Genomic DNA, 15,428 nt, shown 5'->3' on the forward strand with positions numbered 1-15,428 from the left:
ACTGGAGGGAATATTATATATGACAAAAGAGGAATTAAAAGAGTACATAGAAACTAAAAGAGAAATAAAAATAATTGAAGAAAAGATAGAGTACCTAAAAAGCCAAAAGACAAGTATTAAATCAATGATAATCGATGATATGCCTAAACCAGAACCGGAGCAGGATAGATTAGGAGAATTACTAGGAGAAATAGAAGAATTAATAGAGTTATACAATGTAAAGCAGGACAAGTTATTTAAACAGCAGATTAAAATAGAAAAGTGTATAGATAAATTAGATAATGCAAAAGAAAGAAATATAATGAGACTTAGATATTTAGAAGGACACAAGTGGGAAAAAGTATGTGTAGAAACTAATTACAGTTGGGAAGGTATACATAAAGTTCATAGAAGAATTTTAGCTAAGATAAAATAGATGAAATATAATTTTTATTGGCTATGTTAGTGATTATTATCATGTAAAAATAACCATATCTTAGCATTGTCAATTTACTGACATAAGATGTGGTTATTTTTATAATTTGCCAAGAATTATTAGATGTGATTGTAGTATTTTGATAAACTTAAATCATATGTTTATTATAAAGCTATATAATATGATTTATATTGATAATAGCAACAATCCAAAATATTAAACCAGAAATAACATATAATATATAATTTTGTTTTTCTTTCTTCAATTCTACGCAATTTATCGTGCTATTTAGTGCAAGTAATAACCAAAGAAAAAACTGCGATTTATCTCTTTCGATATTAAAAATATATACTAGTCCCGTAAGAGCAGCTAATATTACTATAATTTTATTTATATTTTTCAATGAATACCCCTCCCTCTATTTTACTATTTACCTTCTTACTTTTCAGAAAATATATATTTAATAGTCGGTTATCCTTTCCATAGATAGATAGATATATATATCTATAATAATAACGATAAAATGAAATATTTTGTTGTGTATTGTTAAAATTTTACATAAAAAATAACTTAAAGATATTTATTTCAGAATAAGTTAACATAGCCTTTTTATTTAAAAAGATGATTTATATTAAGGAGAATTACAATGAAAAATAACAATTAGCGACCATAAAGGAAATGAAATTTCTTATGAAAGAGAAAGTATATTTGAAGATTTTTATGATGCTATACATAATGATATAAGAGATATTATATGTAGTAGTAAATGCTTATGGTATAACTTTGAGTTAACTAAATAAAATAATTCATTTAAATAAGAGTGCACTAAAATACACTATAAATGGTGCTATGATTGTATTATGGAAGATTAGATAAAAAAGAAATGACTTAAATTCTCATACCATTTAAGTTCTGTCGAGGGAAAGGTACGGTAAAGCCTTCCCTCAATATGTTAGCATTGGATTGTAAGTAATTAAATCATATCGAAGTACAAGAATGATATTAAAAACTTATACTGTGGTTCGAATCCATAGGCTGACTAATACGTATTAATCTTGAGAAGGAAAACTAATAAACCCAACACCTAAGTTGTAAAAATATAAATTAATCGTAGGGTAATACGATTAACATTTACTTAAAAATAGTAGTAGTAACAAATAGTTTAATTATTTCAATAAACACTATATATTGTATAACCTATAATTTAAAGCCTAGTTCTAACATCGCTAGGCTTTCTTTATTCTTTAAAAACAGGTACTTAATAATTTAGGTGCTTGTTTTTAGAAAATAATTACTCATGATATTTCCTCCTTGAGAGCAGCTAATAATTTAGTTGCTCTTTTTATTATGTTTGAAAGGTGTGTTGATATGGCTAAAAAATGGATAGATGGTAATAAAATAGCAGAGGTTACAGAGATGCCAGAAGATTTATATAGATATGATGATCTAATGAAATCTGTACCTAATTTTGATAAGACTGATGGTGCAAAGAAAGTATATTCAAGAAAAGAATATATTATATTGCAAGTCAAGAAAGGGTATGTAGTTTATAATACGACAAGACCTTTTGAAAAATCTCATACACATCTTAGAAGTTTCAGTATGGCCAAGACTATAATTGATAATTGCATTATTAAGAAAGCACCTAAAACAAATAACTTATATTTACTAGAAAGTCACGTTAGAGTAAGTGATGATACTAAGTATATAAAGTTAGTAGAGGAATTGATTGAAGCTAAAAGAGATAAGGACAAATTGAAATATAGAAATAAAAATATAAATAGCAAGAAGAAATAAAATGATTATAGCACTGTGAGGTATGTTGTGGAAATAAGGGATAAAGTAAAAATAGGTTCTATGGAATATCAAGTTATAAGAACAGATAAACCAGTATTATTAGATAATCAAGTTTGTAATGGAATTATAGACTATGAAAACTTATTTATAGAGATAAGTACTAATAGAGCAAACCAAAAGCAAGAAGAAACATTTATACATGAGATACTTCATGGAATTATACATGAAAGAAATTTAATTCTTGAAGATGAAGAGATGATTGTTGAAGAAATTAGCACGGGATTATATCAGTTCATAAAAGATAATCCTAAAATATTTGAATAAAAAAGAAGGAAAACCTCGAATTAAGTAGAATGTAAGTATAGTTATTGCATTTTATAAAGGGAGAGAAAATATGGAAAGTAAATCATATAAAGAAGAAATGAAAGAGTTAATAAATGAAACACATAAAAAGGATGTTAAAGATACTATTTTGATAATAGTTAAAGATTATTATTATAGGAGTGAAGAAGATAGAGTTATATTAGAAAAGATATTAAAAGATTTTATAATTGATATAGATAAAGTATCTCTTTTATCTTTGATAATATTTACAGTATCACCTATGATAAACGGGATGTTTGGTGATTACAAATACTTCACTATACTTGTTTATTTAGCATTGTATGTTGTTTTAGCGGTATTAATATCCTCTTTTGCAAAACAATACAAATTTTATAATTTATATCTTGATACAATAAATAACTTAAGAGAAAAGAAAATAGTAATATTAAAAAAAGTAGTTAAAGAAATAGAATCAAAAGAAGAAACAAAATCAGAAGAAGAAACAAAATCAGAAGAAGAAACAGAATCAGAAGAAAGAAATATAATCAAAATAATAGATAGAATCAAAGAAATAATAGATAGAATCAAAGAAATAATAGATAGAATCAAAGAAAGGATAGAATCAAAGAAAGAAACAAAATCAAAAGAAGAAACAAAATCAAAAGAAGAAATAGAATTAAAATATGATAGCAGAGTTAAATAGATAGATAAAAAATATATTTTTGAAGATATAAAATTAATTGAAAGTAATGAGTTATTAAAATAAAACTAGAAAGGTAGGGCTAAATTGTTAGAGATAATTAATGAAATAGTTGATTTAATTGATGATGCTTTCGACAATAAACACTTATTAAATTGTAATTTAGTAGGTTTATATAATTACATTAAATATGGAAATGAAGATTTTGATGGTGATAATAAAGGTATAGAATTTGTATATAAGATAATCTTTGGAGTAAAAGCGATAGAAAATCAATTTGATATTTATAAATATAAAGAAGAATACTTAAATGCAATAAATAATTTACCGAAAGAATATAATGTTGAATTAACTAATGAAGTTGATTTATTAAAGAAATACTTTATAAAATAAAAACACTTACAAGATAAATGTAAGTGTTTTTTATTGTATAAATTTACAAAACGAATGAACGAGGTGGTGATATGGCAAGAGTAAGAAGTCCTAATAGAGATAAAGCTTTTGAGATATACAAAGAAAACGATGGAAATATTACAAATAGAGAAATAGCCAATATTCTTGGCATATCTGAGAAGAGTATATCAGGATGGAAATCTAAAGATAAATGGAATGATAAATTAAACGGAGTACTCCAAAAGAACAAACGGAGTACTTCAAATAAAAAAGTAACTAAAAAAAAGGCAGAAAAACAAGTTGCGAATGATGAAGTTGAGTCGGTATTGGAAGATACTGAACTTACTGAAAAACAAAGGCTTTTCTGTATTTATTATATAGAAGATTTTAACGCTACTAAAGCCTATCAGAAAGCTTATAAATGTGATTATCAAACTGCACATAAAAATGGTTGGAGATTGAAGGCAAATAAAGGCATAAAATTAGAAATAGACAGACTGACTGAAGAATGCTTACAAGAACAAGAAATTAATTCTAAGCTACTTAATAAAAGATTATTTCAAAAGTATATGAATATAGCTTTCTCTGATATAACTGATTTCTTAGAATTTAATAGTGAGAAAGTGGAAGGGGAGTTTGGACCATATCTAAAAAATAGTGTAGTCCTAAAAGATAGTACTCAACTGGACGGAACTCTTATAAGCGAAATTTCAGAAGGAAAAGACGGAATAAAGATAAAACTTCAAGATAAAATGAAAGCTTTACAATGGCTATCAGACAGAACGGACTTATTACCTACTCATACTCAAGCTAAGCTTGATTTAGAAATGCTTAAGCTAGAAGTTGAAATGAATAAGTTAGACAATACTCAAGAAGAAGTTGAAGAAGATGGATTTATAGAAGCTTTAGATGATACAACAAAAGAGGTATGGGATGATGAAGAAGATTGATGATCTAAAAAAGAAATGGTCCAAGATAAAAAATAATAAAACTCATACAGTTAAGAAGGCTACTATAAAATTTAAACCATTCTCTAAAAAACAAAAGCAAGTATTGACTTGGTGGAATGATAATAGTCCAGTAAAAGATAAAGATGGAATTATAGCAGATGGAGCTATAAGGAGTGGTAAAACTATTTCAATGTCATTATCTTACGCTATATGGGCGATGTCTAAGTTTAATGGTCAGAACTTCGGTATGGCAGGTAAAACAATAGGTTCATTTAGACGTAATGTTTTATTTTGGCTTAAGCTAATGTTAAAAGCTAGGAACTACCAAATACAAGATAAAAGAGCAGATAATTTATTAGTAGCTAGTAAAGGCAATACTACTAACTATTTTTATATATTTGGTGGCAAAGATGAAAGATCACAGGATTTAATCCAAGGTATAACTTTAGCTGGAATGTTCTTTGATGAAGTTGCATTAATGCCAGAAAGTTTTGTTAATCAAGCTACTGGCCGTTGTTCAGTTGAAGGCAGTAAATGGTGGTTTAACTGTAACCCTGGAGCACCTTTTCATTGGTTTAAAAAGAACTGGATAGATAAGGCAAAAGAAAAAAACTTACTATATCTGCATTTTACAATGGATGATAATCTGTCCTTACCTGAAAAGATTAAAAATAGATATAAGAGTATGTATGCAGGTGTATTCTATTTGAGATATATACTTGGGCAATGGGCAGTAGCGGATGGAGCAGTATATCCAATGTTTAATCCAGAAGTTCATGCAGTTGAATTAAAGAGAAACTGGACAAGAATATTTATAGCCGGTGACTTTGGTATTCAAAATGCTACCACTTTTGGTATATTTGGTTATTATGCCCCAGAAAAGAGATATCATCAAATAGCTTCTTACTATCATAATGGTAGAGAAGAAGGACAAAAGACAGTAAAAGAATATGTGGCAGATTTGAAAAACTTTATTCGAGAAAACATGGTAATTCCAGAATACATTACTATTGACCCTAGTGCTGCTGCTTTAATGGTAGAACTAAGAAAAGATACATGGTTCAGTAGACATAATATAAGAATAATACCAGCAAAAAATAATGTTGAGATAGGAATACAGTTAGTATCTTATTTGCTTAATATAAATAAGTTAACACTAGACCCAAGCTGTACTTATGATATAGAAGAGTTTAGTTCATATGTGTGGGATAGTGATAAGTTAGACAAAGGAAAAGAAGAGGTTGTAAAACTTAATGACCATGCTATGGATAAAATTAGGTATGCAATTATGACAGATTCAAAAATACATAGAACTTTAGATAGAGCATTAAAACTATTTAGTGGAAAGGGTACGAGAGAATAGGAGGTGAGAGAGTGGACATATATAAACAAATGGATAAATCATTACTTGGTTTATATAGTACAGACCCAAGATTCATTGAAGAATTGCAAGAAGTAAAACAATATTATGAGTTTTATGAAGGGCGACCGGAATCAAGTGAAGATGACGAAGAAGATTGCCGAGGACAATTATGGAGAGTTAAAACAGATGACTATAAGCCTACACGTGAGGTAAGAAATATTACTAAGAAGCTAATGAAAAAGCAAAAAAGATTTATGACTGCAGTTAAACCTGACTTTCTAATAAAATCATTAGATGGAACGGAAGTTGGAAGAGTTGATAATAAAAAAGCTATAATAAATAAAATATTAAATGACGGTAAGTTTTGGAATAAGTTCTCCAAAGCTTTTTTAGATTGTACTATTGGTAAGAGAGTTATGCTCACATTAACAACTGATGTAGATGATAAAGGAAATCCTCTATCTGATAAACCAATAAGGTTTAGATTTTATACTATGCCAGAATTTACTTATGAATATGATCCAAATGATGCAGAAAAATTAATTAAAGTACAAATAGCTTATCAAGATGAAAGTACAATAGGTAAAATACAACAAGAGCAAAGATGGCATAAATGGATATATGAAATAAGAGACGATGGAAACTGCTGGGCAACTTATCAAATAGTAGACGGAGTAGATACTCAGGCTTTTGTAGAAACTGAGGATGAAGAAACTGGCGAGACTACAAAAAAAGAATTAAAAGAAGAATGGGATACTGGATTATCACAGTTACCATGCAAGGTAATATTCAACGACGGATTAACAGGAGATGTAAGAGGACATAGTGACGTAAAAGATTTAATTGATATTGCCATGGATTATAATAGGACACAATCAGATTATAGAGATGCACTTAAATTTAAAATGTTTGAACAAGATGTTTTTACAAACACAGATCCTGCTAGTATAGAAGGGATAAAAATAGCGCCAGGTGCTTATATAGATTTAAAAGGTGACCCGGCATTAGGAACAGCAGATGGAAGTGTTCCTACTCCTGGATATGGTAAATTAGCTTCTACATTTAATTTTCAAGTAGCAGCAGACAGTTATTTAACAGGACTTAAGAAGGATATGTATGAACTTATGGACCAACCGTTACCAGAATCACTTGTCAATGTAGCAAGTGGTAAAGCACTTAGAATGTTGAATGACGATTTAATAGGTAGATGCGAAGAGAAGTGGCAGGAATGGGATGAAGCTGTACGTTGGTTAATAGATTTAATAACTGAAGTAGTTAATAAGGGAAATCTTTATAGAGATGTACAAGGCATTGAAGATTTAAATATTAATACTTCATTAGAATTTTCACATAACTATCCTATTCCAGATGATGAAATACAAACAAAAGAATTAGCTATGAAAGAAGTTGAAGCTAATGTACGCTCACATCAATCTTATATTAGAGACTTTGGAGATGCACAAGAAGCAGATAAAGAGTTTGATGAGATACTAGAGGAAATGGATAAAATCAATATGACTCAAAATAGTATGAGTGGTTTAGATATTATTGATGAAAATGGAGATGAAACAGATGAGTAAAACAATTTGCGATAAATGTGGAAGAAAATTCACAATAAAACTTCATACAAAAGAAAAAGATAACTTACAAATCACTTATTTTAAATGTCCAAAATGCTATGAAGAGTACATAATGACTGTCACAGATGAAGAACTTAGGAAAAATATGAAAGAAGCAGCTTCTTTAAGATATAAAATGCTACTTGATTGTAACGATAAAGAATCTATTAGAGATTATCATATACTTAAAAATAAGAATTGCATAAGAGAGCAAGAACTTAAAAAAGAGTATTTAGGAGGAATATAAATGAAATTACCAAATGGATATGAACAAGGCAAAGGAAAAGAAAAGCTTGCATTAACTGTTAAGATGACTGAAACAGATATATTTAAAGCGTTTTTTAGAGAATACAGAATCATTCTAGAAGATGAAAGAATAGATAAAAGCATAAGGCTGGAATATAATGATAGATTCAATATGATTATCAATGAAACTTGTGATAGGGAAGTTGTAAAAGATGGGGTTAAAGAAAATATATTGAATGAGTAGGTGGATTAATGGATAATAAAAGAATTGAACAAGCAATTGAACTTAAAAGTAAAATAGAAGAACTAGAAGAATATCTGTCATATTGCCCAAGAAGGAGGACTTTAGTCAAAGAAATCAAAACAAAGTCTTTTATTAGGTTTGGATGGTATGATGAGAAGAAGGAATATGAAATACCAGAAAATATAACAAAAGATATAGATATGTTCTTATGGAAAGAACTAGGAAGATTAAAAAAAGAATATGAAGAGTTGTAAAGTCCTAATAGGACTTATTTTTATGCCATAAATAAGATTGGAGTTTTGCATGGAAGATAGAAAACTATATGAATTAACAAATGAAAATGATGAACTAAAGGCTAGAATGTGTGAAAAAGATAGTTTGATAGAAAAACTTACAAGTGATGAGCATAATAATAAAATAATAAAAGAATATTTAGAAAATAGTATACAAAATTTAAAAATAGCAATAGGTGAATACGCGATAAGATGCTACCACGAAAACCAAGAATATAATAAAGAACAACTGGATGATTTTGCAAATGAAAATGTGATTTTAAAAGTAATGCTTGATAGTCTTAAGTAAAGCCCAAAAGGGCTTATTTTTATGCTATTAAATAGGTGATAACATGGGATATATAGAAGATTTAGATAAATACCTAAAACGTAATAAAGTCAAACTTAATAAAAAAGAGCAACAAGAAATACTTAGAGTATATAATAAAGCTTTTGATAGTATGTTAAAGCAATATAAAAACAGTACACATAAAAAGAATGCTACTCAAATAGCAAGAACAGCATACTGTAAACAACTTCATAGCGAAATATTATCAATAATAAAAGAACATAACATAAAAGTAACTGATGATATTCTAAATGCTCAAGTTGATACATTAATGCAAGGCGCAGAATATTATAAAGATACAGAGTTATATAAAAATGTTACGAAACACGCTAATATCGTTAACAGGCAAGTAGTAGAGCAAATGATAAAAGGAAGTATATATAAAGATGGAGTAGGATTAAGCAAAAGACTTTGGAAAGATGTAAATGCAAGTGGAGATAAGATAGAAACGGCTATAACAAGTCTTATTGCAGAAGGCAAAGGAGCAACAGAAATAGCTAAAAACCTTACTCAATTTGCTAAAGGTGGGCATAGGACTTGGGATAAAGCTAAAATAAAAGAAAAACTAGGAAGCGCTTATGCTGGTAGATATGGAGCAGGTGGAATAGATTATGAAGCTTTAAGACTTGCAAGAACTACACTTAATCATCAAGCACAGTTAACTCAAAAGAGTGCTAATCAAGTTAATCCTTATGCGCAGAAATTAAAATACCATAGTGCTCATTCTTCTAATAGAACTTGTAAACAATGTGAAGATAGAGATGGACAAATATTCGATATTGACAAATGCCCATTCGACCATCCTAATGGAATGTGTCATATGGAAGTAGTATATTGTATTAATGGTAAAGAAGTATCAAGTACTCAAATGGCAGATGACATAGGGAAATGGATTAAGGGAGAAGAGAATAGTGGAACGATGGATATATTATATAGAAATATTCCATTAGAAGACATTAAAAAATATAGCCATATAAAAAATTCTGGTGCTATTTTTGGAGCATACAACGATGATAATGATCCATATGAAAAAAATAGATATAAGCATGCTAAAATGTATTATGAATCTATTAGAAACAGAGATAAATCTTTAGAAATCAAAAAAATATCTATAAATACTGGATTTAAAGAAAAAGACATAGAAAATGTATATAATCATGTGTTTATGAATAAATATGAATTAGACGGTGGATTTAAAAGATTTGACCCTGATTATGATATGGCTTGTTCTTGGGCAAGATTAAGAGAAGGGAAAAATATTCAAGAACATGATATTATTATGTTAAAGCATGAAAGGCTTGAATATTACCTAATGAAGCGATACAATCTAAGTTATAGAAAGGCTCACGATATAGTAGAATCTAAATATGATTATAAAAAGGCAACTGATGAGTTTAATAAGAGAAAGAAAGGAGTGTAAAAATGCTAGATTTTAAACTTATAAGAAAAGATGGAGACACATGGTATTACGAAGTTTACCCAGAAGGTAAAGTTGAGCATGTTAGTATAGTGTCTTTTAATATAAAAACCGGAGAAATGAATATTGTAGACTTAGGCACGTTTGATTGTTCACCACGAAAATACGCTTGCAAAGTTTTGAACAAGTTAGAAGATTATAGACAAAGTGGAGAAGAATATCCTGAAAAGGGTATGATAGCTTGGGGATAAAAAGCATTTACTAAATGAACATAGTAGGTGCTTTTTTTATGCTTAAAAATGATTTAGAATAAATATTTAAATAAGTCCTAGAAATAGGGCTTATTTTTATGCAATAAATCATCTTTCTTTCTATATCACAGATGTAAAAGAATGAATTAGATAACTATATTCAAGAAGTAAACTTGTAAAAAACGTAAATGTAGGAGGATTAAAATATATGAAATTAATAGACATACTAAAAGCTCAAGGATTAACTGACGAGCAGATAAACAAAATAACGGCTTCTATGAAAGAGAATAAGGTATATGAAACATCTTTAGAAAATGCTGATGAAAGATATTCTAAGATGAAGGGTAAAAAAGAGGATTTTGAAGGACAACTCAAAACTGCAAATGACACTATAGCAGATTTGAAGAAAAACAATACTAATAACGAAACACTTCAAAATACTATTAAAGACCATGAAGCTACCATAGAAAATCTTAAAAAAGACGCTGAAACAAAAGACTTCAATTATGCTTTAGATACTGCATTAAAAGAATCTAAATGCAAAAATACAAAAGCTTTAAAAGCACTTCTTAATATGGAAGTCATAAAAGTTAACGGAGATAAAGTTGAAGGATTAGAAGATCAATTAAAAACTTTAAAAGAAAGTGATAGCTACTTATTTGATGTTGTGGAAGAACAAAATAATGGTAATCAAGGAGGATTAGCAGGATTATTTACAGGAAACCCAGGAAAGCCTTCTAATCTTAATTTATTTGGTTCTAAAACAACACACGAAGGCGATTTCGGAAAAGCATTAGCACAACAAGGTCAGCCACAAGCAAGCGATGGACAAGAGGTAATAGACAGTGATTACTTCTTTAAAAATAATAAATAGGAGAGTGAATTAATAATGCCAAAAATAAAAACTAAGAAAATATTAGCACCTAAAAAAACTTTTTTAGCTATACCAGATCACTATGTAAATTTAACTGGGTTATTAGCTTTTGCAGAGTTAGCAAAGTTGAAAACTACAGATGATGCAGGAAATAATGTAATAGAAGCTGGCACTGTAGTAAATATGACTGCTGATGGAACAGTTACAAAACCAACTTACGTTGCATCAACTAATGAAAGCGGAACTAAAGGTAATGCAATCATATTCAACGAAATAAATGTTGATGATTATGCATCTGGAATTGATGATAAAATAACTGCAACTGTCATGGTCCACGGATATGTAAGAGCTGATAGATTAGCTGGATATGAAGCTGATACTTTTACAAATCAAAATATATATGTTTTAAGTAAATAATAAAGGAGATGATATAAATGGCAAATATAAATTTATTTGATTATATAAATGCAAAAGAAATAGGAGCTTATGTAACAGATAAGCCAGAAAATAAAATACCGTATTTCGGTGAAACATTGTTCCCTGCTGAAAAGCAATTGGGTATAGACGCATCGTGGTTAAAGGGTTCTAACGGCTTACCAATAGCAATACAACCTTCCAATTATGATGCAAAGGCAAGATTAAGAGAAAAAGAAGGATTTGACAGTGTATCAATTGAAATGGCATTCTTTAGAGAAGCTATAAGAATAGGTGAGAAAGATAGACAACAAATGAACTTACTATTATCTAGTCCTCAATCAGCTGTAGCACTACCTCTAATAAGAAAAATATTCGATGAAGCAGGTAGATTAGTAGAAGGTGTAAGAGTTCAAGCGGAAATAATGAGAATGCAATTACTTACTGCAGGTAAAATAAATGTTACATCAGCAGATGGTAGAGCAAAATACATATATGATTACAACCAAGTAAATAAGTTTAAATGTAGAAAAGGAACTGCAGCTTGGGGAGAAGATACTTCGGATCCAGTCAAAGATATAATTGCATGGTGTGATGCAATGGAATCTTCAACAGGTACTAGACCTTCAAGAGTAGTGTTGAACAGAAATACATTCTTAAAAATGTATGGTTCAAAATTATTACACTTAATGATGTATCCAAATGATTCTAAATTAAATTACTTTGTATCAGAAGAACAAGTTAAATCTTTTGTAGAGTCAGTAACAGGTTGTACAATATTTGTATACTCTAAAAAAGTTGCTAACTTAGATCATGCAACTGGACTTGCAAATACAACTCCAGTTTCATTAATACCAGATAACACAGTATGTTTAATGCCTGGTGGTGCTTTAGGAAAAACTAGATTTGGTACAACTCCAGAAGAATCTGACCTTATGACTGGTTCAGATGCTCAAGTATCAATAGTTAATACTGGTACTGCCATAATGACTTACAAAGAAAAACATCCTGTACAAGTTAACACTATAGTATCATCTGTTATGATACCTTCTTTTGAAGCCATAGATGATTGTGCAATATGTGATGTTTCTTCTGTATCATCAAGTGATATAAAATAAGCTCATTTATATTCCTTTATATAGTCCCTAGATTTGAATATTTCATTTCTAGGGATATTTTAATGCAAGGAGGAATTTATGTTAGATGTTGAAAAAGTAAAAGTATTATTACTAGAAGAAAAGTATCCGTATTTTTCAGATGAACAGCTAGAATCACTATGTGATATGTACGACGATATGAATGAATTATGTTTCATAGCGTGTAAAATGAAAGCAGATGGTCAAGATGTAACAATAGGGCCAATAACAATAAAGAATAACTCTAATATGTGGAATAATCTAGCTGATGCTTTTTATAAAAAGTGGGTAACAAGTTCATCTTCAAAAGTATCTAAATCTTTAACAGGGAAATGTGCAGGTAGATCAGATGAGTATTAATGTAAGTTTAATGAAGATGCAAGTTGATAATGCTATAAAAAATTATGGAACTGATATAAAGATACTTAGAGATATATATGAAGAAGATGAAAATGAATGTGAAGTTTTAAAAGAAAGTATGAAATATATAAGTACCATAAAAGGTATTATAGATAATTCTAGTAATAATAAAGATAACAAAATAAATGATAGGCAAGGGGTTATAAAACTTGATATTAAGCCATCATTGTATATACCATATGAAAGTAATTCAATTTTGCAAGAAAATGATTATATAGAAATAGATGGAGTTTATTATAGAGTTGAAATCTTAAAAGATTTAGTTCACTATAACTTACTTTATGAAATACCTTTAGAAAGGGTTGAATTGAATGAGTGATTTTACTTTAGATGGAAGTGAATTAATTAATAATCTGAAAAATATGAATCAAAGAGTTCAAACTGGATTAAATGTAATTGGTGATACTACAGCGCAAAAAATGAAAACTTACGCTCAAACTAATCATCCATGGACTGATAGAAGTCATAGTGCAACAGATGAAATTACAACAGAAGTAAAATGGGAAGGTACTGCTTTAGATATAAGTATAACTCACGGTGTTGATTATGGTATATGGTTGGAGACTCGAGAAGCTTTTGATGGTAAATATCAAATATTAGAAGAAGCTAGAGATAGCCAAATAGAAGAATTTAAAAATATGATTAAAGCATTGAAATTATAGGACGGTGATAAAGTGAGCCGTATTAAAATAAAAAGAATACTTGAAACCGTGTGTAAAACCGATGTAACACAAAAATTAAAAAGTAAAATTAATCAAGACACGTTATCTATCCAGAAAAGAGGCAATTTATCTAGTTTAGACAATAGTTTAGCCGGTTGGGATAACTGGGTTATATATGTATATTCACCTAATGGGCCAACAAAACTTGATGAATTAGTTAAAAGGATTAGGGAAGTGTTACTAAAGAATGATATAGAGGTTACGCATGAACTAGGTCAAGAACACTATGATGAAACTTTATGTTGTTATTCTACAACTATTTCATGTAGAACACCTAGTATTTACGATTATTATTAAAAAGGAGATGATACTGTGGCTATTTTAAATAGGATAAAAAGAGTTGATATAACTGAATTAGATCCGACAACAGGTGAAATTAAAGCTGAAAGTCCAATAAAGAAAACTATAAAAACTGCAGAAGAAGCAGAATTAAAAGCACTTATATCTGAGGGTGAAGAAGAAATATTAAGAAGTGATGAAATGATTTTGGCCGTTATAAGAACACCGGATTTAATTTATGGGTACGATATAACATTTAAGGACAATGTATTTGATGAAACAGTAGCAGGCTTAGTGGCAGGATATAAAGTTACTAAAACAGGCTCAAGTGGTTCTGAAAAAACAACATTATCTACGCCGATGATGTCAGAAGGAAATATAGGTAAACCATTTAAAATGGATTTATATGTAGCTAATTATTCTGGAGATTCAATAGTTAACTATGTAAAAATAACATTAAATAAATGTGAAGGAAAGTTCCCGGATATGAAAATAGGTAAAGAATTTTTTGCTCCTGAATTCAATATAAAAGCTAGGGAAAATACAAAAGCTAATTTACCTATACAATCAATTGATTATGTTGATGTATTGCCAGAAGTATTAGCTTAAATTAGGAGGAATATAAATGAGTGTAATAAACGCAGAACAATTTAAAAGCAAAGCTACTAGGATAGTTGAAATAAGTGGTTTTAAAGAAAATGAAAAAATAGAAGTAAGAATTAAATCAATAAGTTTGCTTACTATGATGAATAATGGGAAAATACCGAATGAACTTTTAGGAGTTGTTCAAAAATTATTTAATGAAGGAGCGAATTCTAAGAAAAAGAAAATATCTGAAAAAGATATAATATTTCAAAGCGATGATATTAAAAGTTTAACTATGCTTATGGATGTAGCTTGTAAGGAAGTTTTAGTAGAACCGAAATTTGAAGAAATAGAAGACTACTTGACGGATGTTCAAAAATCAGAAATATTTAATCAAGCGCAAGGACCAGTAAAACAAGTTATACCCTCTGTTCCAAAGTAGAGAAATATTAGATATTATTTCTACTGCTAAATTATGCAATTGTAGACCGAGTGATTTACTTGGGATAGATCAAGAAGAAACTTATGTAAGATATTGTATAGATGAAGCTTGCACATATATTTACAATATGATGCAACCAGATAAGGATGGAAAATGTAAAGAACCTAGATTTGAAGAGGATGAAAATGTATCTGATAATCCAGGATTAGATATGAT

The 15,428-nt window shown here is 29.0% G+C and carries 24 protein-coding genes; 23 read left to right on the plus strand and 1 reads right to left on the minus strand.

The window, feature by feature from the left end:
* Positions 1-19: 19 nt before the first annotated feature.
* Positions 20-415 carry a hypothetical protein gene (locus tag K0039_RS09820; protein WP_228104874.1) on the plus strand — a complete coding sequence of 132 codons (396 nt, stop codon included), beginning with the start codon at positions 20-22 and terminating at the stop codon, positions 413-415.
* A gap of 172 nt (positions 416-587) precedes the next feature.
* Here K0039_RS09820 and K0039_RS09825 read toward each other — a convergent pair whose 3' ends face one another.
* Complete coding sequence (locus K0039_RS09825) at positions 588-818, minus strand: hypothetical protein (RefSeq protein WP_228104875.1); 231 nt, start codon at positions 816-818, stop codon at positions 588-590.
* Positions 819-1,762: 944 nt separating this feature from the next.
* Here K0039_RS09825 and K0039_RS09830 point away from each other — a divergent pair.
* The 22 genes from K0039_RS09830 (at position 1,763) to K0039_RS09935 (ending at position 15,212) form a co-directional block, all read left to right on the plus strand.
* Entirely contained in the window at positions 1,763-2,212 is a 450-nt protein-coding gene (locus K0039_RS09830) for a hypothetical protein (protein ID WP_228104876.1), read from the plus strand.
* A 27-nt stretch (positions 2,213-2,239) separates the two neighbouring features.
* Positions 2,240-2,536 carry a hypothetical protein gene (locus K0039_RS09835; RefSeq protein ID WP_228104877.1) on the plus strand — a complete coding sequence of 99 codons (297 nt, stop codon included), beginning with the start codon at positions 2,240-2,242 and terminating at the stop codon, positions 2,534-2,536.
* 70 nt (positions 2,537-2,606) lie between these two features.
* Positions 2,607-3,239 (plus strand): hypothetical protein, encoded by a 633-nt coding sequence (locus tag K0039_RS09840; protein ID WP_228104878.1) that lies wholly within the window; start codon positions 2,607-2,609, stop codon positions 3,237-3,239.
* A gap of 84 nt (positions 3,240-3,323) precedes the next feature.
* On the plus strand, positions 3,324-3,629 hold the full coding sequence (locus K0039_RS09845) for a hypothetical protein (RefSeq protein WP_228104879.1): 306 nt from the start codon (positions 3,324-3,326) through the stop codon (positions 3,627-3,629).
* 71 nt (positions 3,630-3,700) lie between these two features.
* Complete coding sequence (locus K0039_RS09850) at positions 3,701-4,579, plus strand: terminase small subunit (RefSeq protein ID WP_228104880.1); 879 nt, start codon at positions 3,701-3,703, stop codon at positions 4,577-4,579.
* The gene (locus tag K0039_RS09855) at positions 4,563-5,942 is read left to right on the plus strand and encodes a PBSX family phage terminase large subunit (RefSeq protein ID WP_228104881.1); all 1,380 of its coding nucleotides are present in this window, start codon (positions 4,563-4,565) and stop codon (positions 5,940-5,942) included. Before K0039_RS09850 ends, K0039_RS09855 begins: the two co-directional genes overlap by 17 nt.
* 11 nt (positions 5,943-5,953) lie before the next feature.
* Positions 5,954-7,522, plus strand: coding sequence for a phage portal protein (locus tag K0039_RS09860; protein WP_228104882.1), 1,569 nt, complete (start codon positions 5,954-5,956; stop codon positions 7,520-7,522).
* Positions 7,515-7,808, plus strand: coding sequence for a hypothetical protein (locus tag K0039_RS09865; RefSeq protein ID WP_228104883.1), 294 nt, complete (start codon positions 7,515-7,517; stop codon positions 7,806-7,808). The genes K0039_RS09860 and K0039_RS09865 overlap by 8 nt, the downstream gene beginning before the upstream one ends.
* Positions 7,809-8,051, plus strand: coding sequence for a hypothetical protein (locus K0039_RS09870; protein ID WP_228104884.1), 243 nt, complete (start codon positions 7,809-7,811; stop codon positions 8,049-8,051).
* An 8-nt stretch (positions 8,052-8,059) separates the two neighbouring features.
* A complete protein-coding gene (locus tag K0039_RS09875; RefSeq protein ID WP_228104885.1) occupies positions 8,060-8,305 on the plus strand; it encodes a hypothetical protein in 246 nt (81 codons plus the stop codon).
* Positions 8,306-8,354: 49 nt separating this feature from the next.
* On the plus strand, positions 8,355-8,633 hold the full coding sequence (locus tag K0039_RS09880; protein ID WP_228104886.1) for a hypothetical protein: 279 nt from the start codon (positions 8,355-8,357) through the stop codon (positions 8,631-8,633).
* A 43-nt stretch (positions 8,634-8,676) separates the two neighbouring features.
* Positions 8,677-10,092, plus strand: coding sequence for a phage minor head protein (locus tag K0039_RS09885; protein ID WP_228104887.1), 1,416 nt, complete (start codon positions 8,677-8,679; stop codon positions 10,090-10,092).
* A gap of 2 nt (positions 10,093-10,094) precedes the next feature.
* Positions 10,095-10,340: a hypothetical protein gene (locus tag K0039_RS09890; RefSeq protein WP_228104888.1), complete on the plus strand. Its 246-nt coding sequence runs from the start codon at positions 10,095-10,097 to the stop codon at positions 10,338-10,340.
* Positions 10,341-10,548: 208 nt separating this feature from the next.
* A complete protein-coding gene (locus K0039_RS09895) occupies positions 10,549-11,214 on the plus strand; it encodes a phage scaffolding protein (protein WP_228104889.1) in 666 nt (221 codons plus the stop codon).
* 15 nt (positions 11,215-11,229) lie between these two features.
* The gene (locus K0039_RS09900; protein ID WP_228104890.1) at positions 11,230-11,631 is read left to right on the plus strand and encodes a hypothetical protein; all 402 of its coding nucleotides are present in this window, start codon (positions 11,230-11,232) and stop codon (positions 11,629-11,631) included.
* Between the two features lie 17 nt (positions 11,632-11,648).
* Positions 11,649-12,746 carry a major capsid protein gene (locus K0039_RS09905; protein WP_228104891.1) on the plus strand — a complete coding sequence of 366 codons (1,098 nt, stop codon included), beginning with the start codon at positions 11,649-11,651 and terminating at the stop codon, positions 12,744-12,746.
* 78 nt (positions 12,747-12,824) lie between these two features.
* Positions 12,825-13,124, plus strand: a complete 300-nt coding sequence (locus tag K0039_RS09910; RefSeq protein WP_228104892.1) for a hypothetical protein — start codon at positions 12,825-12,827, stop codon at positions 13,122-13,124.
* Entirely contained in the window at positions 13,114-13,503 is a 390-nt protein-coding gene (locus K0039_RS09915) for a hypothetical protein (RefSeq protein ID WP_228104893.1), read from the plus strand. The genes K0039_RS09910 and K0039_RS09915 overlap by 11 nt, the downstream gene beginning before the upstream one ends.
* On the plus strand, positions 13,496-13,846 hold the full coding sequence (locus K0039_RS09920; protein ID WP_228104894.1) for a hypothetical protein: 351 nt from the start codon (positions 13,496-13,498) through the stop codon (positions 13,844-13,846). Before K0039_RS09915 ends, K0039_RS09920 begins: the two co-directional genes overlap by 8 nt.
* 12 nt (positions 13,847-13,858) lie before the next feature.
* Positions 13,859-14,203, plus strand: a complete 345-nt coding sequence (locus tag K0039_RS09925) for a hypothetical protein (protein WP_228104895.1) — start codon at positions 13,859-13,861, stop codon at positions 14,201-14,203.
* 15 nt (positions 14,204-14,218) lie between these two features.
* Positions 14,219-14,794 (plus strand): hypothetical protein, encoded by a 576-nt coding sequence (locus K0039_RS09930; protein WP_228104896.1) that lies wholly within the window; start codon positions 14,219-14,221, stop codon positions 14,792-14,794.
* A gap of 16 nt (positions 14,795-14,810) precedes the next feature.
* Positions 14,811-15,212, plus strand: coding sequence for a hypothetical protein (locus K0039_RS09935; RefSeq protein WP_228104897.1), 402 nt, complete (start codon positions 14,811-14,813; stop codon positions 15,210-15,212).
* Positions 15,213-15,428: the final 216 nt, after the last annotated feature.

Source organism: Terrisporobacter mayombei (genome assembly GCF_020748465.1).
In the GTDB taxonomy this organism is placed as follows: domain Bacteria; phylum Bacillota; class Clostridia; order Peptostreptococcales; family Peptostreptococcaceae; genus Terrisporobacter; species Terrisporobacter mayombei.